This is a genomic window from Methanomicrobia archaeon, from assembly GCA_011049045.1.
Taxonomy (GTDB): Archaea; Halobacteriota; Syntropharchaeia; order Alkanophagales; family Methanospirareceae; genus JACGMN01.
This window is the reverse complement of sequence record DSCO01000050.1, coordinates 1-21615: the sequence shown is the minus strand read 5'-3', so window position 1 is coordinate 21615 and position 21615 is coordinate 1. Positions and strand designations below refer to the sequence as shown.

The following is a 21615-nucleotide window of genomic DNA, read 5'->3' as shown; positions in this document are numbered from 1 at the left end:
CGCGTGACGGAGAATAGATGCTCTCGATACAGAAGGTAAGCAAGCACTTTGCCGGGATTACCGCAATCAAGGACGTCAGCTTTGAGATCGAGCGAAATGCGATCGTCGGGCTCGTCGGGCCGAACGGCGCGGGCAAATCCACGCTCCTCAATGTCGTCAGCGGTGTCTACCCGCCCAGCTCGGGCTCGATCTTCTTCGACGGCAGCGAGATCACCAACCTGAGCCCCAATATGGTCTGCAAGCTCGGGATTGCGAAGACCTTTCAGCTCGTCCGGTCCTTCCCCGAGTTGACCGCACTGCAGAACGTGACCGTCGGTGCGCTGTTCGGTGATTCCGTGAACCTCAGCATGTCCGAGGCGCGTGAGAAGGCTGCGGCGAAGCTCGAATTCGCCGGCTACCCCCAGGAGAAGATCCATTACCCGGTCAAGAACCTGAATGTGGTGGAGCTGAAACGGATTCAGCTCGCACGCGCACTTGCAACGGAGCCGAAGCTGCTCCTGCTCGACGAGGTGACCACCGGGCTGAATCCGCGCGAGAGCAACGCTGCCATCTCGCTGATCCAGAAGATACGTGAGGCCGGGATCACGATCCTCATGGTAGAGCACGTGATGCGGGTGATTATGAACGTCTCAGACCGGATCGTTGTCCTGCATCACGGTGAGAAGATCGCCGAGGGCACGCCAGTGGAGATCGCGAAGGATGAGAAGGTCATCAGCTCTTACCTCGGCGAGAAGACCTATATGTGACGCGGGATGTACGAACTGACAACTCCGAGACCATGCTCAGCATAGAGAAACTGAATGTTTTGTACGATAAGGTGCAGGTGCTCTGGGACGTCTCCTTCCGCGTGAATGCGGGTGAGGTAGTGACGCTGCTCGGCTCGAACGGTGCAGGGAAGTCGACCACGGTAAAGACGATCCAGGGCTTACTCAAACCACGTTCGGGTAGCATTAAGCTGTTTGATATGCAGATCGATGGAATTCCAGCGTATAAGATCGTGGGTGAAGGAATCGCGCTTGTTCCCGAGGGTCGCGAGATATTCCCGAAGATGAGCGTGCTCGAGAACCTCGTGCTCGGCGCTTATGTGCCACGCGCTCGTGAGCTGCAGAACGACTCCCTGGACTGGGTCTTCGCGCTCTTCCCGAAGCTCGCGGAACGTAAAAAACAGCTCGCCGGTACGATGAGCGGTGGTGAGCAGCAGATGCTCGCGATCGCACGCGCATTGATGTCAAAGCCAGCGCTACTGATGCTTGACGAGCCTTCGCTCGGGCTCGCGCCGGTGGTCGTCTTACAGGTCTTCGAGATCATTCAGAAACTGAAAGAGGAACAGGTCACGGTACTGCTCGTTGAGCAGAACATCCATCATGCGCTCGAGATCTCAGACCGTGCATATATCATGGAAAAGGGGCAGATCATCCTCGAAGGTAAGGGCTCAGATCTGCTCAATAACCATTACGTGAGAGAAGCCTATCTGGGCATGTGAGCTGGCGCTCGCTCAACTCAACCGGCCTTCAAGCCGGGCTTTGATCTTCGCAGGCAGCGAGACGAGTCCCCGTGGTAGGAATATCACTACCAGGATAAGGATCAGCCCGATCAGGATCAAACGCTCATAGGTGAACCCAAAGCTCTTCAGGAGCGCATCCAGAATCGTGATGAATATCGTGCCGAGGATCGGGCCCTCGATGGTGAACAAGCCGCCGCTAATGCAATAAATGATCGGCCAAAATGAGATGTCTATGCCGTAGATCTCCGGCGTGATATACCCGAAGTGATGGATCTGTAAAGCGCCAGCTACGCCGGTAAAATACGCGCTTATAGCAAAAGCAGTCAGCTTGTACTTCGGCACATCGATACCCATTACCTTCGCTTCAAGCTCATTCTCGCGTATCGCCTCCAGTGCGAGCCCCATCTTCGATTTGAGGATCAGGTAAAAGATACCGACCACCGCGACGGTAAGCACCAGCATCAGATAGTACTCGTAAAGGAGGTAATTGGGAATGGTAACGGCGATCAATTTCTTCGCGGGGATACCGTCCCAGCCGCCGGTGAGCCATGAAAGCTCTGCCGTGATGGTATGTGCGATCACCGCGAACCCGAAGGTCACCATCGCCAGGAACCACTCGCGCAATCGTATACAGGTAAAACCGATGAACAGCCCGATCACGGCAGCAAATAGCCCGCCAACCAGTATGGTCGCAACGAGTGGCAGACCAAGGCTACTCGCCACGATCGCCGAGACATATCCGCCGATCCCGAAAAAAGCAGCGTGCCCGAGCGAGCCCTGACCGGAAACGGCGAGCAGGTTCCATGCGGAGGCATAGATGATGTAGACGAACATGATGATCAATACCGTCAGAAGATACGTGTTGACCCCGACCAGGAAGGGTATGAGTAACGCCAGGATCAACGACCCGATACCGATCCATCCTTTTATGCTGATCTGCTCCCGTTTCATTTCCTACTCACCCTTCTCACCAAAGATGCCCGTCGGCCGTAGTACCAGGACGATGATCAATATGAAGAAAGCGATCGTATCCTTCCATGCCGTGAAGGACATTGAAATACCAAAGAGCTCCATGAACAATCGCATGAGTAACGGCACCAGATTTTCCGCGATGCCCAGCGTTAGACCCGCAATGATCGCCCCCGGTATGCTCCCCAGGCCACCGATGATGATGACCGCAAAGGCCTTGATCGCGGGAATAGCACCCACATAGGGATCTACCAGCTGACCGCTGATCAACCATAAGCCGCCCGCTGCCGCGGCTAGCGCAGAACCCAGAGCAAAACTGAGCATGTCCATTCGTTCCACGTTAATACCCATGAGTGACGCGGCCTCACGATTCTGGCTGGTGGCACGCATCGCTCTTCCGAGCTTAGTTTGCTTCATGAAGAGATGAAAGGCGATCAAGAAGACGATGGTAATGATGATAATGATGAGATAATCCAGGGGCAGCTTGATCGAGCCGAGGGGAATTGAACTGGTGCTGTAGGGGCTGCGAACGGATCGCGAGTTCGTTGACCACAGATACGCCACGAGATTCTGGAACAGGTAAATAAGTCCGAGACTGAGGAAGATCTCATTCAACTTCCCCGTACCCATGATCGGCCGGAACCCGAGCCGCTCGATCGCCAGTCCGAGAAGGGCGACGAGCAGCGTGGCAAGTGGGAGCACGAAATACGGATTAAGCTGTGAATAGGCGTAAAGCCAGAAGGCGGCGTAAGCGCCAAGCATCAGCAATTCACCGTGGGCGAAGTTCACGACCTTCATCACGCCAAAGATCAAATTCAGACCGATGGCGAGCAGAATATAAATGCAGCCGGCATAAATGCCCCACACCAAAATCTGCGCGAACAGGCTAATATCCATGGGTCATAGAGAACGGGGAAAAAAAAAGAAAAAGATTATGTACTCCCGGGCTCGTACCAGTCCGGCAGTACAAAATCAGTCTCCTTTACGCTATCCGGCCATACAATGTGCGGCCTTGTCTCGCCTACAGACGCGTCCCAGAGCAATTGCTGCATATAGAGATCGAACTTGCTCTCACGGTAATCAGGCGTGAAGGTGATCATGCCGCCCTGCATTGCCTCGACTATTTGCGGCATCCTGATCGCAGCGAGTGCGTCCCTGACCTTCGCCTTATCAACCGTGCCAGCATTCTTCACCGCTTCAGCAGCGATATATATGCCCTCGTAGGTAGATGCGCCCATCATGCTCGGTGGTACTCCCCATCGCGCGGTAAAGTCCGCGTTGAACTTTTCCACGGCACTCTCGAGCGGCCCTGCAGGAATGGCATAGGGCCCAAATCGGCTCTCCTGGATCGAGTATTCACCAAAGCGCCCCACACCGGTGTAGTAGTCCGGATCATCGTTGCATTCGACCGAGAGGTAAATGCTGTGCAACCCCACATCCCTTCTGCCCTGCGTGACGATGAGCGTCTGCTCGTTGAGGAACGCGACCGGGTAGATGACATCGGGTTTCTTGGCCTTTATGACCGTGAGTGGCGTTCGGTAATCGGTCTCGCCCATCTTGAATTTTTCGGCGGCAACGATCTCCATGTTGAGATTGTAGGTTTCGATCGTCTTTTTGGTGGCGTCATAAACGCCAATACCGTACGCGCTGTCCTGGTAGAGCAATGCCATTCTCAGTGGCCGGTCTTCGGGGAAATTGAATCGTGCATAGATCTCAGGCTTGACAATCTCATCGACAAAGATCGTTGTGCGTTCACCGTAGTCGTCTGTGGTGGGGCAGTGATGGAATAAGTAGCTGGTATCAATATCCGTGCGGCGCGTTATTACCGGTGAAGAGGCGCCCGTGACGATGAACGGCACCCTGTGCTCAGCCGCAACAACTGAATCAGCAAACGTTACACTGCTCGAAAAGCCACCGACGAGGAGGTCAACCTTGCTTTCCGTGATGAGTTTTGTGACGGTCTCCACGCCAGCTTTCGGTGACGATTCATCGTCCCCCTTCACGAGTGTTATTTTCATCGGAACGCCGTCGACGACGACTCCGCCCTTCGCGTTTATCTCCTCTGCTGCCAGGACTGCGGCCTGCCACATATCCAGGCCCGTCGTACTGGCGCTTCCGGTTAATGACGCGACCACACCGATCTTCAGCTCTCCCGTTCCCTCCTGCGGTCCTTCCTGTTGTTCCACACAGCCGGCGAGTAGTAGCGAGGCTATCACTATCACCGACACTAAAGTCGCATATCTCATGTTTATCCACCTCTGCTTTTCATTCTGCAAGTACTGCTAACCTTGTTAGAACTTCTGGGTAGCGGTTATTTAAGCTTTTCCTTTTTTGCTCGGTCTGTAAATACCCCTGGCTCGTGCCCTCCTGGCACAGTACGTACCCGTACAAGGCCGCGGAGTTACAGATCGGCGTGCTGATTTATATAGTTCTCACGCCACATAGGATTCATGGCGTTCTGGGATGAGCGGATAGAAACGCTGCCGCGTGAGGAACTGGCAACGGTGCAGCTCGAACGGTTGAAGAACGTTATCGCCCGTGCTCGGCACTCGATCTTTTATCGGAATCGTTTGGCAGGTATCGATGAGTCTCTGTTCACTAAGCCCGAGGACGTTGTTCAGCTCCCGTTCACCACGAAGCATGACCTGCGCCTGAACTACGATTTCGGGCTCGTGACCGTGCCACAGGAAGAGATCGTGCGGCTGCATTCTTCCTCGGGTACCACGGGCAAGGCGACGGTCATCTTCCATACCCGCCGCGACATCGAGAACTGGGCCAATCTCGTTGCCCGGTGCATTGTGATGGCCGGCGCCGACAAGCGCGATATCTTCCAGAACATCATCAGTTATGGGATGTTCACGGGTGGTTTGGGACTCCATTACGGCGCGGAGAAGGTGGGCATGCTGGTTATCCCCTCGGGAGTCGGGAACACCAGACGCCAGATCCAGTTGATGAAGGATTTTAAGACGACCGTTTTCCATGCTACACCCTCCTACATCCTCTACGTCTCAGAGGTCATGGAGGAGGAGGGCGACGATCCCCGTGAGTTTGATTTACGGATCGGCTTCGTCGGTGCCGAGCCACACTCGGAGCAGACGAGGCAGAAGATCGAGGATATCTATGACATCAGCGCCTTCAATTCCTATGGCATGTCCGAGCTGAACGGCCCCGGGGTCGCGTTTGAATGCGCGGAGAAGAGCGGTATGCATCTCTGGGAAGATCAGTATCTCCTCGAGGTGGTGAATCCCCGTACCGGTGAGGCGCTTGGCCCGGGCGAGGAAGGCGAGCTGGTCGTGACCACGCTCTGCCGCGAGGCCATGCCGATCATCCGGTACCGAACCGGTGATCTCGCCTCCATTGTGGACGACGGCGAGCCATGCGCCTGTGGCAGGGCGCACGTGCGCATCTCACGGATCAAAGGTCGAACTGATGACATGCTCATCGTCCGTGGCGTCAATCTGTACCCGAGTCAGATCGAGGACGTGCTCATGAGCTTTCCTGAAGTGGCCACCAATTACCAGCTCTATCTCGATCGTACGGGCACGCTCGACGAGCTGACCGTCAAGGTGGAGCTCTATCCGAAGATGTTCAGTGGCGACTTGAGGAAGCTGAGGAAGCTCGAGAATGATATCCTCAAGGCAATTCAGGATGAGATCGTGGTGCGCCCCCGGGTGGAGTTCCACGAGCCCGGAAGCTTGCCGCGAACGGAAGGCAAGGCAGTAAGGGTGGTGGATTTACGGAAGGAGAATTAGGTGAATGGCCAAGCAGATTAATGTCTTCTTAGAAAATCGACCGGGAAAACTGGAGCAGATAACGGGTATTTTGGCGGACGCAGCCGTCAATATCCTGGCAGTTAAGATTACCTCGGACGAGAAATACGGGATTTTTCAACTCATTATGGACGATCCCGAGCGGGGCTTTCGCGCACTGCAGCAGGCAGGCATGACCGCTTCTTTAACTGATGTCGTCGCCGTCGAGGTGCAGAACACGCCGGGGAGCCTCCACAGCGTATTGAAAGTCTTGCGACAGGCGGACGTAAATATAGAGGATTGCTACGGCTTTGTGCTCGATAAGGAGAAACGGGCAATTATCGTGCTCGGTGTCACAGATCGCGCAACTGCCAAGCGGGTGCTTGAAGAGCAGGGCTACCGCATAATCGGGAGCTCCGAACTCTACAGCCTCTAACCGACCTGACCGAAAGAAACGCTCGTGCGGCAGTGTCTTCAGCGGCTTCTGTAGTGGGAAGGTGCAACGGATGAAGTGGGCGTCGACGTGACGGTGTCCAGCTAAGGCGTTCGTTTCAGGTATAAGATAAAGGTTACCATATCTATGGTACATTGACGTTTAGTCGATAGTATTATCAACCAGCTTTAAATACCGGCCTTCTATAACCTCTGTCACTATGATACTCGGCTTGCCTGATACTACGGCTTATATCGTGTGTGGCGCGTTTCTCGTGATGGTTCTGGTGCTGCTGTTGTGGGGTCTGCGATTCCGGGAGGTGTCCTGAGCATGTCGGACATTCTTACCATCGGTATCGTTGCGATTTACTTCCTTATTCTCATCGGAATCGGTGCATGGGGCTCGCGGAAGATCAAGACCACGGAGGATTATATCCTTGCTGGACGTTCACTGGGCTTCTGGGTCTTTACGATCCTGATGGTCGCTTCGATATGTAGCGGTATGACGCTTGTCGGCGTCAGTGGCTTGGGCTACTCGACCGGGTGGCCGACCATCTGGGAGCAGTTCTTCGTACCGCTCTCTGCCGCCTTCTGTATCATCCTCTTCGGCGTGAAGCTACACCATGTGGGGAAGCAGGCGGGCTATATGACCGTTCAGGATTACTTTGTCCATCGATTTGAGAGTCCACGGGCGATTCGCGGGTTGAGTGCCGTTGCAGGAGTGGTGGTCTCGCTGATCTACCTTGTCGGGCAGTACACTGCGATCAGTATCGTGCTCATGTGGCTCTTTAAGATCCCGCATCTACAGGCACTCCTGGTCGCGGTGATCATTATCACCTTGTACACCGTTATCGGCGGTCTCTTTGCCGTCTCCTGGACCACCCTCGTTCAGGGCGGAATCCTTATCATCGGTGTCATGCTCACGGCCCCCGTTGTGATCCTGAAAGCGGGCGGTCTGACACACATCAACGAGGTGCTGGCCGGTGTTGATCCGAACATGGTGCAGCCGTGGTATCCCTCACCGGTTTACGCGGGCTACGCGTTCGCCACGCCTGAATTCCTCTTCTCCTTCGCGATAATGCTCATGATCGGCCTGGCCGTGGCGCCGCACGTTATTAACAACGTGCTCGCGGCGAAGGAGGACAGGTACTTCAGGTGGTCTCCGCTCATCGCCTTCGTGGTGTACGTCGTCGTGATGTTCCTCGTGAAATTCGCGGGCTTTGCTGTTCGTGTGCTGGAACTTGAGGGGGCATTGGCACTCCCTGAGGCGGTCAACGCGCAGGATTTCGCGTTCATGTATGGCATCGAACACGCATTCGCCGCCGTCTTTATCTGGGGCGTTTTTGCCGTGATCGTGCTTGCCGCCGTGATGTCCACGACCGATCGCCTCCTGCTGACCATCGGGACCATGTTCTCCTGGGATATCTACCACAACCTGTTCAAGCCGACGGCGAGCGACCGGGAGGTGCTCTTGATAAGTAAGATCGCGGTCGTCGTCGCAGCAGTTGGCTCGCTCTGGCTGGCCATCAATCCACCGGCGATGCTCGCCTGGCTCATATGGCTGGGGATCGGCGTAATGCTCGCGACCTTCGCCGTGCCGCTGCTCGGTGGCCTGTACTGGCGTCGTGCAACCACAGCAGGCGCTATAGCCAGCATGGCCATGGGCCTGCTCAGTGCGGGCGTCTTTGGTTACTGGGACCAGTACGTGGCGAAGTTACCCGTGCATTTCAGCTTCCCTGCGCTCATCATCTCGCTCGTGGTACTGATCGTGGTCAGTCTACTCACGCCGCGGAACAGTGATAGGGTCCTCGATGACACGATGACCGGCCCGTACATCCAGCCCCGTGAGACCTCCAAGCTCGGAGTCAGGGAAGGGATCCCGCGGAAACGAGCGTAAATCAGAGGTCTTACGGCAACTTAATCTCGCAGATTCGTCCCTAGGCGGTTATATGCCGATGAGGATCACCCGCATCAGCACGCCAATTGAGAAGGAGATGAGCACCATCAACCCTGCGGCTTTGAGCAGAGCCTTCACGCCCAGCTCGCGGAGCATCACCACGAAGGTCGCGATACAGGGGAAGTAGGTGGCCAGAATGATGCACGCGACCGTCAACTGCTGCGGTGTCATACCCAGGGGCAGGAGCATACCGATCGCGATGTCCTTTCGCAAAATGCCGAGCATCAGCGCGACGATCGCGCCCTCTGGGAGCCCGAGCACCCGTGTTAAAAGCGGCGCGAAGAGCACTGAGAGCACGTCAACGATCCCGAAGACGTAGAGCAGATTCACGATCAAGATGCCAAGGATGACGAACGGAACGGCCTCGGCGAGGAAGCCATAAGCCTTCGACCACGTCTTCTTGAGTAACGTTCTTAGATCAGGCTTGCGATACGGCGGGACTTCCAGTAACAGCTCGGGGCTCTCGCCCTTTACGATCCGCTTCAAGACCAGCCCTAAGGAGATGTAAAGCACGAAGAGGGTGAGGTAAACGATGAGTATCCATCTGAGCCCGTAGCGGCCGAGGATAGCAAAGATCATCGCGGACTGCGCCATGCAGGGGATGGAGATCGCCATGAGCGTCATGGCTATGAACCGCTGTTTATCCGTCTCCAGGATACGCGTGGCTAACGCGCCCGGGACATTACAACCGCAGCCCAGGAGCGTCGGCACGATTGCGGAACCATGCAACCCGAGCTTGTGGAAACCGGTATCAATGAGCACCGCGAGCCGGGGCAGATATCCCAGGTCTTCGAGCAGGCTGAGCATGAAGTAGAAGGAGATAATAAAGGGCAGCACCATGCCGAAGGGCACGTAGAGACCCGTCGTCAGGATGCCCAGCGACTGCTCGAAATCCGGTGCTTCGACCGTCGAGGTCCCGATCAAGATATTGTGCAAGAGTCCGCTCGGCGCGAACGAGTTCACGGCGTTGATGATCCAGGGGCCGTAAAGGCCGTAAAAGAAGGGATCAAGCACATATTCGATGAGCGCGTTCCCGATCTCAATGATAAAGAGGAAGACGAGGAGTATCGCGAGTATCGCAAGCGGAATACCGGTCGCCGGCTGTACGGTCATGTCTGCCAACCGGTCCCAGAAGGTGTGGTGGCGGTGGTGCACCTGCTGCGTGTCACGAATGAGCTCGCCGACGCGCAACCAGCGTTCCTCCTCTGACATCGGCTGGATCGTCTTCGAGGGCTCGGCCCTGTTAATCGCAGCTGCCAGTTCCATGATGCCCGTACCACAGAGCGCGCAGGTCGGAACAACCTGAACGCCGAGGTCACGCTCCAAGCGTGCGAGATCGATCTCGATACCGAGGTGCTGTGTCTCGTCCCAGAGGTTGAGGACAACGATCGTAGGCTTCTTCATCTCCAGGAGCTCCAGCGACAGATAGAGATTTCGCTCCAGGTGCGTTGCATCAACCACATTGATAACAATATCGCCACCGTGGAGCATCGTTCGGGCGACTTCCTCGGCTTTCGAAGTTGGCTCCAGGGAGTATGTTCCTGGTATATCGATCAGCTCGTATTTCTCGTTTCCGATCCGGGTGGTGCCGCGCGTGAGATCGACCGTAGTGCCAGGATAATTCGATGAGATCACATTCACACCGGTCAATCGGGAGAATAGAACGCTCTTGCCCACGTTGGGGCAGCCTGTAAGAATGATCTGCTTCATACCTTCTCGACCAGAATATGCAGTGCCATGCCCCGCCCGATTGCAATCTGTGCGCCATCGATTTCCAAGACGAACGGGCCGTGTGCCGGCTGGGTCGCGATCACCGTAACGATCTTGCCTTCCCGCAGTCCCATCCGCCGGAGATGGTGCTGCCGCCCCATGCCCATGCCAACCGCAATGATCCGCCCTTGCTCGCCTGGCAGCAGTGAGCTAAGAAGGACGCTTCCTGCCCCTGATTCGTGGAACACTCCCGGATTCTTCATGACTCTCTGGTTTTATACTCTCCCTTTAGGCACAGAAAAAGCCGTCCCTAACATTATTCGGATATTACGGAAAACCTAATTGTACTCGACGCGAACAACAGCCTATACAAGGGGCTGAACCGGTCTTCAACTGCCCTAGCTAGTGGCGTAATCGAAGCTTCAGACGGTTATGGCGTGTTGCTCAGTTTTGGCTCTCGCTCATCCTCGGCACACGGATGGACGCCAGTCTCACAGAAGGTCTCGAAATGCGCAAGCCATTGGGGATGATCCGGCGCGGTCAGCACAAACTGCACGAAGTTCTTCAACTGCTCAATCGTCGTCGGCTCCAGCTCGTGCTCAATGATGCACGCATCCTTATCCGCGATCTTCGCGGGCACGTTCAAGAGCTCCAGAAATGCACGGATCGTCTCATGACGGTTTTTGACCACACGTGCGATCTCGTTTCCGCGCGGGGTCAATCGCACGCCTTCGTATTTCTGATACAGAACAAAGCCCTGTCCGTCAAGTTTCCGCAGCATCTCAACAACACTCGGGGGTCGGACCTGCAACGCTATCGCAACGTCCTTTACTCGTGCGTATCCCTTCCGCTCCGCAACGTTCAGGATCGCTTCCAGATAATCTTCCGCTTTTCTGCTCACCATACGCGCCATTTGTTAGGGTCACCTATATATGAGGGGGGGCGTCTTGTATTTAAAGCTTGCCACCCTATTCTTCTGTGCCGCTACCGATCGGCTGGGATCGGGAGTGAATGAGATGACTGCGAGAACGTTGGAACAGGAACGGACCATTTGCTTCGATCTCGAAGGGCCGCTCTCACCGCAGGATAATGCTTACGAGGTGATGAAGCTCACGGGAGACGACGGTGCACGCATCTTCGAGCTGATCAGCCGTTATGATGACCTTATTTCGCTTCAAGGACGAGCGGGCTACGAGCCGGGCGATACGCTCGCGCTCATCGTGCCGTTCCTCCTAGCGCATGCTATTACTGAGTCGGATATCAGACGCGTATCGGCGCGTGCAAAGATCGTTGACGGCGCTACAACCCTCTTCCGGCAGTTACAAGCGGGCGGCTGGGATATTTATATCATCTCCACCAGCTATGAGCAGCATGCGCACCATATCGGGCGTCAGCTGGGCGTTCCCGAGGACCATATCCTCTGTACCTCGTTGAATTTGGACAGCTTGAGGTTTGCGCTACCCGAAGCGGCTTTTACGCTCCTTAACGAAGCTCAGGACGAGCTTCTTGGGCTCTCCACGGATCTTGAACGCGAGGAAACAGGTCAGCTTACAAGGCGGTTGGATGAGCTTTTCTTCCAGCAGCTTCCTGCGCTGGGTTTCAATATCTTCTCGACACGTGTCGTTGGCGGTGAACGGAAGGCTGAAGCCGTGCGCACGATCGCAGCCGAGAAGCGGATTGCGGTTCGTGACATCATCGCGGTCGGCGACAGCATTACTGATTACAAGATGCTGAACGAGGTGGCAAGCCGTGGCGGCATCGCCATCGTCTTCAATGGCAACGAATACGCCGTGCCGTATGCAAACGTCGGCCTTGCATCGGTCGATATCCGTTTCCTCTCACTGATCTGTGAAGCATTCGCGGAGCAAGGCAAGGAAGCGGTAATGGAGCTGGTAACGAGTTGGGAACGGAATCGCGAGCACTATGCCAACGATCCCGCACTGATCCCGGACAGCGAGATAACCGCAGAAATCAGAGCGTTCCTTACGGCCCAGAGAGAGAACGTTCCTTTCCCGTACTTCCACAACATCGAACGCGCGGACGATAGCAAGCGTGCGGAAATAACCGCGATCCATAAACGGTTCCGCATGCGTGTGCGAGAGGACGCGGGAAAGTTGGGCTGAACAGCGGGAACGCACGTACGCGGATTGGGATTCCAATTCTTATTTAAGGAAGGCTTGGACTCTATCTTGTATCATGAGTGGAGATAATGAATTGGAGAAGTCCGGGGTGAAGACGGCAGAGGAGCTGTTACTCGCTGGTGAGGCACGCCTCAACGCGGGCGAATTTGAGGAAGCGATAGCGATTTACAAGGAGATCGTGAAGCGAGAGCCGCGACTGCCCACGCTCGCAAAGGCCTGTAACGATTGCGGCGTCGCTTACGCGAGCCTGGAGATGAACGAGATGGCCATTAGCTTCTTCAATGCAGCGCTAAATCTCAGCGCTTATCTCATGGACGAAGGCATCTCAACCTGTATCAATCTGGGCCAGGTCTACAAGCTGATGGCTGAGGACGATAAGGCGGAAGAGTACTTCAGAAGAGCCGAGCAGCTCAAGCGCGAGCATAAACGACGAGAAGAAGAGATGAAGCGTGCCTTCTCGTATGTGGATTGAATCGTCGGTTTTGTAATTATATAAAAATACTGCATGCGCTGGTCGTTCAGGCCAGCGGCTGAGCATTCGAGTGCTGGGGGAAGTAACCGTTTCGCGTTTTCACACTTCACCGTATCGATCTCCCGCCCGGTGTGCCACTGTGGCGGGCCGCACCGCAGCTTGCGGTCTCAGGTAATCCTGCGAAACTTTTTTATCGTGCTAAGCGTAGAGAAGAGTAGGTGGAGCAAATGGAGAAAATAACCGTAAGTTTGATAAAAGCGGATGTCGGGGGATTTCCCGGGCATTCAACAGTGCATCCTGATTTGAAAGAGCGTGCGAACAAGGAATTGAAGCAGGCGAAGCAGAATGGCTTACTTGTGGATTATCACATCCTGAATGCGGGCGATGATTTAGAGTTGCTGATGAGTCATCGCAAGGGTGTTGATTCGGAAGAGATCCACGGCCTGGCGTGGCACACCTTTGAGGCAGCAACCGAAGTGGCGAAAGAGCTCAAATTGCACGGTGCAGGTCAGGATTTACTCGTGGACGCATTTAGTGGTAATATCCGCGGCATGGGTCCGGGAATAGCGGAGCTGGAATTTGTGGAACGCGGCTCCGAGCCGCTAGTGGCTTTCATGATGGACAAGACTGAGCCCGGTGCGTTCAATTATCCGATCTATAAGATCTTTGCTGATCCGTTCAACACGGCGGGACTCGTTGTGGATCCCACGATGCATGATGGGTATATCTTCGAGGTGTGGGACATCAAGAAGAAGAAGCGGGTATTTTTGCGCACCCCTGAGGAGCTGTATGCACTGCTTGCCTTGATCGGAGCGAAAAGCGAGTACGTGATCAAGCGGGTATTTCCGAAGGAGACGAGCCCGCTGCCGAAGGATGAGCCCGTGGCCGTTATCAGCACGGAGAAGCTCTTCTTTACCGCGGGCAAATACGTCGGTAAAGATGATCCCGTTGCTCTGGTTCGCGCGCAATCGGGCTTGCCGGCATTGGGCGAGGTCATAGAGCCGTTTGCCATGCCGCATCTCGTTAGTGGCTGGATGCGGGGCTCCCATAACGGTCCGATCATGCCTGTCTCGTTCACCTATTCGAAGTGCACGCGGTTTGATGGGCCACCGCGCGTCATTGCCGCGGGATTCCAGCTCAGTAAGGGGCGGTTGGTCGGCCCCGCAGACCTCTTTGATGATCCTGCATATGATCGTGCACGCCAGAAAGCAGCGGCGATCGCGGATTACATGCGCGCGCACGGGCCATTCGAGCCACACCGACTACCGATCGAGGAGATGGAATACACAACGCTCCCCAACATCATGAAAAAGCTTGCAGGGCGCTTCGAGGATGCGGAATAGGTGGTACGTACACCTCGATTCAGCATCTTTTGGTCCTTCATTTTCTTCGCGCTCACAGCGCTGAACGCGGAGGATAGATAACCGCACCACCGTCGTCGTGAGGAAATGGAGCTCGAGGACACGTATTGCGAGGCCTTTGACGGGCTCGTTGCTCGTCTCTGCGTAACCGCTTATGATGCGCGACTGGTGCACCAGGCGGTCAGCGGTGCCACGGCACTGCCCTGCACGGTCTTTGGAGAGTCAGAAGGTGGTGTCGAGCAGTGGTTGCCCGGACAGGAAACACCGGATGGCCGAGCGGGCGCAGTCATCCAAATCTGGGTGAATTACGGTCCCGGAGCGCCCCAGAAGCTCGAATATGAGCTTGCAAAACGCGTGCGGCAGGGGATACTCGTCGTGCCCACGACCTCGGCCTACAATGCGCTTGACACTACCGCGGCCATCGATATGATGGCGACGGTGGGGCATTGCGGTGATGGCTACGAAACCGTTGAGCACCGATTCGGACGGGAGGTCATCGTCGTGCCGATCATGATGGGCGAATTCGTGATCGAGCGGAGGATAAGCTACCAGCGGGGCGTCATGGGCGGCAATCTCTGGCTCTTCTGCACCAGCATCGCGTCCGCCCTGGAAGCGGGTGAGCGTGCAGTTGCCGCGATTGAGGAGATTGAGGGCGTGATCGCGCCCTTTGGGATCTGCTCCGCCGGCTCAAAGCCCGAGACGAATTTTCCGGAGATCGGCCCGACGACCAACCACTGGCACTGCCCCACGCTGAAAGATCGTATTGCGGATTCACAGGTGCCTGACGGAGTCGTTAGCATCCCCGAAATCGTGTTCAACGGCCTCACGCTCGATTCGGTAAAAGGTGCTATGCGTGCCGCTATTCTGAGCGTACAGGATGTTGAGGGCGTCGTAAAAATCTCAGCGGGCAATTACGGTGGTCAGCTGGGAACGTACAGGATCTTCTTACGGGAAGTCCTGTAGAGGAAGTCCCGTTTTCTCGTTTCGTATGGGCCACCGCTTGCCGCCACAAACCAGTGAGTTTTTTTACTACTTCTCTTCTACCCATAGTTCAGCTTCTTAAAGAGAACGCGGAGATTAAGAGACGGTAATCATTCATGGTCGAGCAGGAGTTCCTGACAGCATTTAAAGCGGTCTTTGTGTACCAGGCGCGGAAGAAATTCGGGCTCGCGGAAAACGCGAGCAGATTCGGACGGATCGCGCGACCGTTGGTCATCCCGCTCTATGTATTCCTGCTTTATCTCTTTACACGGAACCACTACACGATACCACTCATGATCCTTACGTTCATCGGCTGCGCCTGGCTGAGCGCCATTGCGATGGACTCCATCAGGCGAATTTATCACATTCGTTCCGAGCTGGTAGATACGGCCGCAAATCCCGGTAAGAAGCGATTTCGTGAGTTCGAGGAGTTCTCTTTCCGCGAGCAGTGCATCTCCTATCTGATCTCAGCGCTCGTTTTGACCGGCGTTTTCGCCACGGGTATGTTCATCATCGTGTTCTTGCGCACCGGTGCAATGAACCCTCAGATCTTCATGGGCATGCTGAGCATCCCGCTCGTTATGCTCCTTGAATTCAAAGGGGTACTGGCAGGGCACGGCTAAACAAACGCTCAGGCTCCTGAGCTCTGAGCAGATGCTCGACTTCGAGTCATTTGGGTGGACTGGTATGGAAAAGAAGTGGTACATAATCGGCGATGTACTCGCCATCGTTATGCTTCCGAATATCAGAATCAACGCGCCCAGAGGTAAGCAACTCACTGAGGCAGATAACGGGAAGACTGTCACGGTTGGTGTTGGTGAGGAATTAGCAGTGACGCTTGCGGCGAATCCAACTACCGGCTACACATGGGCAGTTGCGGAGCCGGCGAATGAGCGGATCATTCAGCAAACGGGTAAGAACGAATTCGAGTCGAAGTCCAGGGCACTCGGTGCGGGCGGCGTGCAGATCTTCCGGTTCGTGGTGGTCGGTGCCGGCCAGACCACCCTGAAATTGATCTATCATCGGCCCTGGGAAAGTGTTGAACCCGTGCAGAGGTTTTCCATCTGGCTCGTCGCGCAGTGATCGCTGATCAGTGCTTCACGGCTACGTGCTCTTCCGACTGTGGCACGGATTCAACAGATACAAGCGATTCCTGGCGTCCATACGTAGTTATTATATTAATAGGGTCGCTTCTCCTTTTGATGAGTATGATCATTCTTTCCGGTGGTACGGGCACGCCGAAGCTGCTACCAGGGCTCGAGAAGGTCTTTAAGGGCGAGCGACTGACGATCGTCGTGAATACCGCAGAAGATGTCTGGATCTCAGGGAATTTGCTCTGCCCAGATCTCGACTCCGTGCTTTATACGTTAGGCGGGCTGATCAACAAGGAGACCTGGTGGGGTGTCAAAAACGACAGTTTCAGCACACATGCTGCTCTGCAGGACTTGCCGAATCCTGAGCGCTTGATGATCGGAGACAGAGACAGAGCGACGCATATCGCGCGATCTGAACTGCTACGGCAGGGCAAGACCCTGACTGAGGCGACTGCTGCCCTTGCACGGAGCTTCGGCATACCCGAGCGGATTACAATACTACCGATGACCGATGCGCCTGCAGCGGTGTGCACAAAAATCCTGACACCCGACGGCGAACTCCATTTCCAGGAGTTCTGGGTCGAACATAGAGGCGAACCGGAGGTACTCGACGTGCGGTTTGAAGCTATAGAGTCAGCGAAGCCGTCCGCGGAGGTGATAGCAGCACTGGAGGATAAATCAGACCCGCTCGTGCTCTTCGGGCCGAGTAATCCCGTAACGAGCATCGGTCCTATTCTCGCTCTCGAGGGGGTTCGCGAGCTGCTGAAATGGAAGGTCGTGGTTGCCATATCACCGATCGTGGGTGCAGCGGCGGTAAGCGGGCCTGCGGGCAAATTCATGCGGGCAAAGGGTTTTGAAGTCTCGCCCTATGGCGTGTATTCCTGCTATAAGGATCTGCTGGACGTGCTGATCATCGATAAACGTGACGTATGCACGGTTTCCGGGGGTGTTGATGTGCTCCAAACCGATATCCTGATGAAAAAGGAGCGCGATAGTAAGCGAATAGCAACGTTTCTGAAGGGGAAGATACCACGTTAGCGTATTGGCGTGTTAGCGCATTCGCGCGTTAGTTCAATCACGACCGGTTACCGCATCAGGTTCTTGTCGTTACGTTAAAACCAGGCTGAATGGGCGCTGACGCACCAGTAGTTAGTTGACAGCTCGCACGTTTTAAGCTTTACTGTCCAAGGTTTTTATACCGGTGCACAGAAAGAACCATGCCAGAGATCACAGAAGAAGATAAAAGAGATCAGGAGGTGGAGGGGGAAGAGCGTAAAGCGAGCATCTTGCTCTTTCTGGGCATGGGGTGCTTCATCCTGATCACGCACCTGCTCGCCGTCCTGCTCGCCGCGCCGCTTGATGCTGCGGGTATGCAGGCGTTCGAGAATCCCGAATCGCTCTGGAATCCACTGTACTTCTTCGGCTTTATTATTGCATTCACCGCATTCATCCTCATTGTCCTCAAATATGGCGGCGAGAAGCTCGTCTATTTCGTTTTGCTCGCCGCGGTGACCTTAACAATCTATTACGTTATGGTCGTGCTTCTGCCGTACCGCTTCGTGCCGCAGGTGATTACGATTGCGCTCGCCCTTCTGCTCTACATATATCCTGAATGGTACGTGCTGGACCTAACCGGTCTGCTTATCGGTGGTGGCGCGGCGGCGATCTTCGGTATCTCGCTCGGTATCCTTCCCGTGCTGCTCCTCATGATCATCTTGCTGGTCTACGACGCCATTGCGGTTTACAAGACGAAGCACATGGTCTCGCTGGCCGAGTCTGTGGTGGATCTCCGCATGCCCATCCTTTTCGTGCTGCCGCGACATTTACACTTCTCACTCCTCAAGGGGAGCGAGATGGAAGAGGGCTTCTTCATGGGGCTCGGTGATGCGATTATTCCCGCTGTGCTCGTCGTCTCCGCAAATGCGCTCCCAGAAACACTGCAGTTCTCCGGTCTGATCAATGCACCGGCGCTCGGCGCGCTCCTTGGCACGCTTATTGGCTATGCCGCATTGACCGGCGTTGCTGGCCGCGGGAAACCGCATGCAGGCCTGCCATTCCTTAATACCGGCGCTATCATCGGATTTCTGATCGGATATGCTGCCACCGTTCTGTAGCGGTCTTGCGATATACGCCGATTTCCTGCGAGCGGAAACGGCAGAGCAGTGGTCAGGGTATCAAGCCCTTTACGTTCCGCAGGCTGTCCACCAACCCGTGAGCGTAGTTAATGCAGCCGAAAGCGGTGAAATAATCGCCCTTTTTGAGGTAATACGCCGTGTCCGTGAAATAGCGTTTCGCGTGTGCCACCACGGTCTCCTCCTCGACCGTGAGTGCGACGGAATCGAGCTCGACCAAACTCCGCTCGAAGAGCGTAAGGTCTTTAGTAATCCGTTCCAGCTCATCCATTCCTAACTGCTCCGATACTACTCACTCAATACCGATCGCCGCATAAATATCCTCCCCGTGCAAGCTGAGATACCCTTACGGGACGACGGAACGAGCGTGAGAAATCGCACGTATTTTTAAGAGAAGAAGACGAAGAGGAGAGTTGTGGCAAGACCGATGACGGATTTCAGGCTCCGGAAAGCAGAGCGGTCTGATTTGAACAGTGTCATACGGCTGTGGAAGCGGAATATCAAGACGGTGAACACCGCGGCGGACATTGCGGAGTTCTTCGATGCTGCGGAGTACTATTTCTACGTGGCCGTGGCCCCGGGGTCGAACGGCAAGGAAAATCTTATCGGGTTCATCGGCGGTGCGATCCGGGGCGGTCACGGCCATATTTCGGGGATCGCGGTGGATAAACCGTATCGGCGGAGAGGCGTGGGTAAGGAATTGATGACTGCGCTCGAACTCGCGTTCCTCAATGAGTCATTTACGATAATCACGCTCGAGGTTCGCGTAAGCAACACGGGTGCAATTCGTTTCTACGAGAAGCAGGGCTACCGCATGGTCTACACGGTGAAGGGCTATTACGCGGATGGTGAGGACGCGTTCGTCTGCAAGAAGAAGCTCCGGTGAGTTTCGCAGATCGGATCAGCGGGTAACAATTCCGGCTTGATCGATGCGGTTTGTAAGTCTCTTCGAGCACTTACTCGCCCTTCAGCAGTGTCAATGCGCCCACGGGGCAGATGTTCACGCAGGCCTTACAACTGTTGCATGTTTCCTCGTCGATTTTTATCCACGTGCCCACCAGCTCTATCGCGTCTGTAGGACAGACGGAAACGCAGCCACCACAATAATTACATTTATACCGATCTATCGCAATCATCGTTTTTATGTTGTTTCTTCCGAAAAGATCTGCCCTTCAAAGGTGCTCACCTCGGTCGCCTCAGTGAGCCATGCATCCTGTGGCAGGCCCGCTTTCCAGCAGGTCTGGCAGAGGAACTCCTCCGCATCCCAACCCTGCTCGGTCGCTACTTGCGGGAGTAAGAGTCCTGTTTGGATCCCGCGCTGCACGATCAAGCCGTGTCTGCCGACCTCGATCTGCCGGGGCAGCTCCCGAGGCTTTACCTTCAGGACCTGCGGCAAGGTGAGCACCGTGAGCTCGATACGTACGTCCTTAAACTCCTGTAAGGTAACGGCCGGGAACCGGGGATCACCGACCGCAGCGGAGATAGCCGCCTCGATGATCGCTTCCTTCAGCGGGAAGGCGGGATAGGGGAAGCCAATACAGCCCCTGAGCGCACCGAACACCTTCAAGGTCACGAAGACGCCACGATCCTCGTCAAAGCTCGGTGGCAGATCGTCCGGAGCCGCAATTTTGTTGTTCGCCCGTAAATACTCCGTGATCGCCGCTCGCGCGAGTTCCAAACCGCGCTTCCCCTCCATTTCCGTGAGCATGATTCTCTCAGCCGTCATCGCAAGATAACGAGCAGGAATTCACGTCTAGCGCTCAAAATCGCTGGTCCACTGCTCACTCCCTCAATAAATGGGTCAAGCTATATAAAGATTCACGGTTGAGTACAATTATTTATTATTTCGTTTTGCCTTTCTGGTGTTACTCATCTCACGTGCCCTTCTTCCGAACAGGCCGAGAATCGCTTCTGGAGCCGCTCTACGCAGGAATGCACCCCTGGAGTCTCGCGTTCGCGATAATTGAGAGCGCCTCGTATCCGGTTATTATACCGGGAAAAAACGCAGGAGCGAGTCGAATCGCCAGCGATGCCGATCGAATTCAAGCCAGAGGTGATCTAACTGCCCTTGATCTGCGGATTCCCTTTTCGTGACGGCACAGGCCCGATCCCTTCGCTTTCCCGGTAGTGCTCAAAGGCCGAGGTCCCGGAACCCTACACTGATATGAGCCATGTGATCTCCTCATTCGTCCGTTTTACCATGCCACCCGCAGGCATGGTGTCGCGGAATAATATTTTTACGCTATAGGTAAGATAAAAACTCGAAAAGCTTATAAACAGTAATATGATTTTCTTTTATGTGTATCTCTCCTTGCCAGAGGGGTTGCGGCGGAGGGTGAGCGGCTGGACGCTGCCCCGCGTATCACTCCTGGCTCGCATCCTTATTCGCCGTTAGGCTACCTGAGTGAGCCGGGAGATGTGAATGCTACGGCCCTTCCTTAACGGCTGAGGAGAAGGAGCGGAGATAGAAATGTTAAGACGGAAGAAAAGGATGGTATGCGCGTTTGTGTTGTGCGCGATGGTGTTCTCACTAGGAACTGCACAGGCGCTGCCTGACCTGGTTGTCACGAGCATAACCCCGAATTGCGGCGGGTATCTCTTTGCCAACCAGAGCAACGTGATCCAGGCGGTCATTGCGAACACCGGTAATGCCACAGCAGGCGCATCGAACGCTAGCTTCGAGCTCAGCGACGGGTACACCGAGAAGGTACCGGTGCCCGCTCTAGATGCCGGAAATACGACTACCGTATCGATCACCGATCCGACGATTCAACCTGCTGGTACTGCGGTCACGATCACCGTGACCGCGGATTGCGATGCCGGGGTGACCGAGGACAACGAGACGAACAATGACCTGTCAGTAGCCAAGACGGTAATGAACAACGGCTATAAAGGCAAACGGTACACCGGCGGCAGTGACATCGCGACCTGGCGGACCTTCGCACTCAGGGGCGACCTTCTCTATTCAACCGGAGATAGCCAGTATCTGGGCGGATCCTCTACGGCCTGGAACTCCTATACGGTCGACTGGAATGAGAGCGACCTGCCCGTTCCAGCCGCGGCATCGATCAGAGCAGCGAGATTGTACGTGATCTTTACCTGGGATAAGGTGC

At 55.3% G+C, this 21615-nt stretch carries 24 protein-coding genes; 15 read left to right on the top strand and 9 right to left on the bottom strand.

What is annotated here, in order from left to right:
* Positions 1-17 precede the first annotated feature (17 nt).
* Positions 18-746, top strand: a complete 729-nt coding sequence (locus tag ENN68_06660; protein HDS45755.1) for an ABC transporter ATP-binding protein — start codon at positions 18-20, stop codon at positions 744-746.
* Between the two features lie 32 nt (positions 747-778).
* On the top strand, positions 779-1483 hold the full coding sequence (locus ENN68_06655; protein HDS45754.1) for an ABC transporter ATP-binding protein: 705 nt from the start codon (positions 779-781) through the stop codon (positions 1481-1483).
* Positions 1484-1495: 12 nt separating this feature from the next.
* Here ENN68_06655 and ENN68_06650 read toward each other — a convergent pair whose 3' ends face one another.
* The 3 genes from ENN68_06650 to ENN68_06640 are packed head-to-tail and all read right to left on the bottom strand — an operon-like array spanning position 1496 to position 4719.
* Positions 1496-2455 carry a branched-chain amino acid ABC transporter permease gene (locus ENN68_06650; protein HDS45753.1) on the bottom strand — a complete coding sequence of 320 codons (960 nt, stop codon included), beginning with the start codon at positions 2453-2455 and terminating at the stop codon, positions 1496-1498.
* Positions 2456-2458: 3 nt separating this feature from the next.
* Positions 2459-3370, bottom strand: a complete 912-nt coding sequence (locus ENN68_06645; GenBank protein ID HDS45752.1) for a branched-chain amino acid ABC transporter permease — start codon at positions 3368-3370, stop codon at positions 2459-2461.
* Positions 3371-3405: 35 nt separating this feature from the next.
* Entirely contained in the window at positions 3406-4719 is a 1314-nt protein-coding gene (locus ENN68_06640; protein HDS45751.1) for an ABC transporter substrate-binding protein, read from the bottom strand.
* Positions 4720-4923: 204 nt separating this feature from the next.
* On the opposite strand from ENN68_06640, the gene ENN68_06635 reads away from it, so the two are divergent.
* The 3 genes from ENN68_06635 to ENN68_06625 all read left to right on the top strand — a co-directional run bounded on the left by ENN68_06635 (position 4924) and on the right by ENN68_06625 (position 8551).
* A complete protein-coding gene (locus ENN68_06635; protein HDS45750.1) occupies positions 4924-6225 on the top strand; it encodes a phenylacetate--CoA ligase family protein in 1302 nt (433 codons plus the stop codon).
* A 4-nt stretch (positions 6226-6229) separates the two neighbouring features.
* A complete protein-coding gene (locus tag ENN68_06630; protein HDS45749.1) occupies positions 6230-6658 on the top strand; it encodes an ACT domain-containing protein in 429 nt (142 codons plus the stop codon).
* Positions 6659-6985: 327 nt separating this feature from the next.
* On the top strand, positions 6986-8551 hold the full coding sequence (locus ENN68_06625; GenBank protein ID HDS45748.1) for a sodium:solute symporter family protein: 1566 nt from the start codon (positions 6986-6988) through the stop codon (positions 8549-8551).
* Positions 8552-8599: 48 nt separating this feature from the next.
* On the opposite strand, the gene ENN68_06620 is transcribed toward ENN68_06625, so the two are convergent.
* The 3 genes from ENN68_06620 to ENN68_06610 all read right to left on the bottom strand — a co-directional run bounded on the left by ENN68_06620 (position 8600) and on the right by ENN68_06610 (position 11225).
* On the bottom strand, positions 8600-10321 hold the full coding sequence (locus ENN68_06620) for a ferrous iron transporter B (protein HDS45747.1): 1722 nt from the start codon (positions 10319-10321) through the stop codon (positions 8600-8602).
* Entirely contained in the window at positions 10318-10584 is a 267-nt protein-coding gene (locus ENN68_06615) for a ferrous iron transport protein A (protein ID HDS45746.1), read from the bottom strand. The genes ENN68_06620 and ENN68_06615 overlap by 4 nt, the downstream gene beginning before the upstream one ends.
* Positions 10585-10751: 167 nt before the next feature.
* On the bottom strand, positions 10752-11225 hold the full coding sequence (locus ENN68_06610; GenBank protein HDS45745.1) for a metal-dependent transcriptional regulator: 474 nt from the start codon (positions 11223-11225) through the stop codon (positions 10752-10754).
* Between the two features lie 28 nt (positions 11226-11253).
* Here ENN68_06610 and ENN68_06605 point away from each other — a divergent pair, with 28 nt between their 5' ends.
* The 8 genes from ENN68_06605 (at position 11254) to ENN68_06570 (ending at position 18484) form a co-directional block, all read left to right on the top strand.
* Positions 11254-12444, top strand: coding sequence for a hypothetical protein (locus ENN68_06605; protein ID HDS45744.1), 1191 nt, complete (start codon positions 11254-11256; stop codon positions 12442-12444).
* Positions 12445-12517: 73 nt separating this feature from the next.
* Complete coding sequence (locus ENN68_06600) at positions 12518-12934, top strand: tetratricopeptide repeat protein (GenBank protein HDS45743.1); 417 nt, start codon at positions 12518-12520, stop codon at positions 12932-12934.
* A gap of 227 nt (positions 12935-13161) precedes the next feature.
* On the top strand, positions 13162-14277 hold the full coding sequence (locus ENN68_06595) for a fructose 1,6-bisphosphatase (protein HDS45742.1): 1116 nt from the start codon (positions 13162-13164) through the stop codon (positions 14275-14277).
* 105 nt (positions 14278-14382) lie between these two features.
* Positions 14383-15258: a formylmethanofuran--tetrahydromethanopterin N-formyltransferase gene (locus ENN68_06590; protein ID HDS45741.1), complete on the top strand. Its 876-nt coding sequence runs from the start codon at positions 14383-14385 to the stop codon at positions 15256-15258.
* Between the two features lie 134 nt (positions 15259-15392).
* The gene (locus ENN68_06585; protein HDS45740.1) at positions 15393-15899 is read left to right on the top strand and encodes a hypothetical protein; all 507 of its coding nucleotides are present in this window, start codon (positions 15393-15395) and stop codon (positions 15897-15899) included.
* A complete protein-coding gene (locus tag ENN68_06580; protein HDS45739.1) occupies positions 15865-16359 on the top strand; it encodes a hypothetical protein in 495 nt (164 codons plus the stop codon). The genes ENN68_06585 and ENN68_06580 overlap by 35 nt, the downstream gene beginning before the upstream one ends.
* Before the next feature lie 125 nt (positions 16360-16484).
* Positions 16485-17408 carry a 2-phospho-L-lactate transferase gene (locus tag ENN68_06575; GenBank protein HDS45738.1) on the top strand — a complete coding sequence of 308 codons (924 nt, stop codon included), beginning with the start codon at positions 16485-16487 and terminating at the stop codon, positions 17406-17408.
* A gap of 263 nt (positions 17409-17671) precedes the next feature.
* On the top strand, positions 17672-18484 hold the full coding sequence (locus ENN68_06570) for a hypothetical protein (GenBank protein ID HDS45737.1): 813 nt from the start codon (positions 17672-17674) through the stop codon (positions 18482-18484).
* A 52-nt stretch (positions 18485-18536) separates the two neighbouring features.
* Here ENN68_06570 and ENN68_06565 read toward each other — a convergent pair whose 3' ends face one another.
* The gene (locus tag ENN68_06565) at positions 18537-18773 is read right to left on the bottom strand and encodes a DUF357 domain-containing protein (GenBank protein ID HDS45736.1); all 237 of its coding nucleotides are present in this window, start codon (positions 18771-18773) and stop codon (positions 18537-18539) included.
* Positions 18774-18929: 156 nt separating this feature from the next.
* Here ENN68_06565 and ENN68_06560 point away from each other — a divergent pair, with 156 nt between their 5' ends.
* A complete protein-coding gene (locus ENN68_06560; protein HDS45735.1) occupies positions 18930-19388 on the top strand; it encodes an N-acetyltransferase in 459 nt (152 codons plus the stop codon).
* Positions 19389-19458: 70 nt separating this feature from the next.
* Here ENN68_06560 and ENN68_06555 read toward each other — a convergent pair whose 3' ends face one another.
* Together ENN68_06555 and ENN68_06550 are read right to left on the bottom strand one after the other, a co-directional pair.
* The gene (locus ENN68_06555; GenBank protein HDS45734.1) at positions 19459-19638 is read right to left on the bottom strand and encodes a 4Fe-4S dicluster domain-containing protein; all 180 of its coding nucleotides are present in this window, start codon (positions 19636-19638) and stop codon (positions 19459-19461) included.
* Between the two features lie 5 nt (positions 19639-19643).
* A complete protein-coding gene (locus ENN68_06550; GenBank protein ID HDS45733.1) occupies positions 19644-20210 on the bottom strand; it encodes a TIGR00296 family protein in 567 nt (188 codons plus the stop codon).
* Positions 20211-20972: 762 nt separating this feature from the next.
* Here ENN68_06550 and ENN68_06545 point away from each other — a divergent pair.
* Positions 20973-21615 (top strand): DUF3344 domain-containing protein (locus ENN68_06545; GenBank protein HDS45732.1); only part of this gene is annotated, 643 nt, incomplete at its 3' end.

What these genes read in the sequence shown, in the direction of transcription:
- ENN68_06660 (HDS45755.1), top strand. Translation starts at nt 18, where the DNA reads ATGCTCTCGATACAGAAGGTAAGCAAGCACTTTGCCGGGATTACCGCA.
- ENN68_06655 (HDS45754.1), top strand. Translation starts at nt 779, where the DNA reads ATGCTCAGCATAGAGAAACTGAATGTTTTGTACGATAAGGTGCAGGTG.
- ENN68_06650 (HDS45753.1), bottom strand. Translation starts at nt 2,455, where the DNA reads ATGAAACGGGAGCAGATCAGCATAAAAGGATGGATCGGTATCGGGTCG.
- ENN68_06645 (HDS45752.1), bottom strand. Translation starts at nt 3,370, where the DNA reads ATGGATATTAGCCTGTTCGCGCAGATTTTGGTGTGGGGCATTTATGCC.
- ENN68_06640 (HDS45751.1), bottom strand. Translation starts at nt 4,719, where the DNA reads ATGAGATATGCGACTTTAGTGTCGGTGATAGTGATAGCCTCGCTACTA.
- ENN68_06635 (HDS45750.1), top strand. Translation starts at nt 4,924, where the DNA reads ATGGCGTTCTGGGATGAGCGGATAGAAACGCTGCCGCGTGAGGAACTG.
- ENN68_06630 (HDS45749.1), top strand. Translation starts at nt 6,230, where the DNA reads ATGGCCAAGCAGATTAATGTCTTCTTAGAAAATCGACCGGGAAAACTG.
- ENN68_06625 (HDS45748.1), top strand. Translation starts at nt 6,986, where the DNA reads ATGTCGGACATTCTTACCATCGGTATCGTTGCGATTTACTTCCTTATT.
- ENN68_06620 (HDS45747.1), bottom strand. Translation starts at nt 10,321, where the DNA reads ATGAAGCAGATCATTCTTACAGGCTGCCCCAACGTGGGCAAGAGCGTT.
- ENN68_06615 (HDS45746.1), bottom strand. Translation starts at nt 10,584, where the DNA reads ATGAAGAATCCGGGAGTGTTCCACGAATCAGGGGCAGGAAGCGTCCTT.
- ENN68_06610 (HDS45745.1), bottom strand. Translation starts at nt 11,225, where the DNA reads ATGGTGAGCAGAAAAGCGGAAGATTATCTGGAAGCGATCCTGAACGTT.
- ENN68_06605 (HDS45744.1), top strand. Translation starts at nt 11,254, where the DNA reads ATGAGGGGGGGCGTCTTGTATTTAAAGCTTGCCACCCTATTCTTCTGT.
- ENN68_06600 (HDS45743.1), top strand. Translation starts at nt 12,518, where the DNA reads ATGAGTGGAGATAATGAATTGGAGAAGTCCGGGGTGAAGACGGCAGAG.
- ENN68_06595 (HDS45742.1), top strand. Translation starts at nt 13,162, where the DNA reads ATGGAGAAAATAACCGTAAGTTTGATAAAAGCGGATGTCGGGGGATTT.
- ENN68_06590 (HDS45741.1), top strand. Translation starts at nt 14,383, where the DNA reads ATGGAGCTCGAGGACACGTATTGCGAGGCCTTTGACGGGCTCGTTGCT.
- ENN68_06585 (HDS45740.1), top strand. Translation starts at nt 15,393, where the DNA reads ATGGTCGAGCAGGAGTTCCTGACAGCATTTAAAGCGGTCTTTGTGTAC.
- ENN68_06575 (HDS45738.1), top strand. Translation starts at nt 16,485, where the DNA reads ATGATCATTCTTTCCGGTGGTACGGGCACGCCGAAGCTGCTACCAGGG.
- ENN68_06570 (HDS45737.1), top strand. Translation starts at nt 17,672, where the DNA reads ATGGGGTGCTTCATCCTGATCACGCACCTGCTCGCCGTCCTGCTCGCC.
- ENN68_06565 (HDS45736.1), bottom strand. Translation starts at nt 18,773, where the DNA reads ATGGATGAGCTGGAACGGATTACTAAAGACCTTACGCTCTTCGAGCGG.
- ENN68_06560 (HDS45735.1), top strand. Translation starts at nt 18,930, where the DNA reads ATGACGGATTTCAGGCTCCGGAAAGCAGAGCGGTCTGATTTGAACAGT.
- ENN68_06555 (HDS45734.1), bottom strand. Translation starts at nt 19,638, where the DNA reads ATGATTGCGATAGATCGGTATAAATGTAATTATTGTGGTGGCTGCGTT.
- ENN68_06550 (HDS45733.1), bottom strand. Translation starts at nt 20,210, where the DNA reads ATGCTCACGGAAATGGAGGGGAAGCGCGGTTTGGAACTCGCGCGAGCG.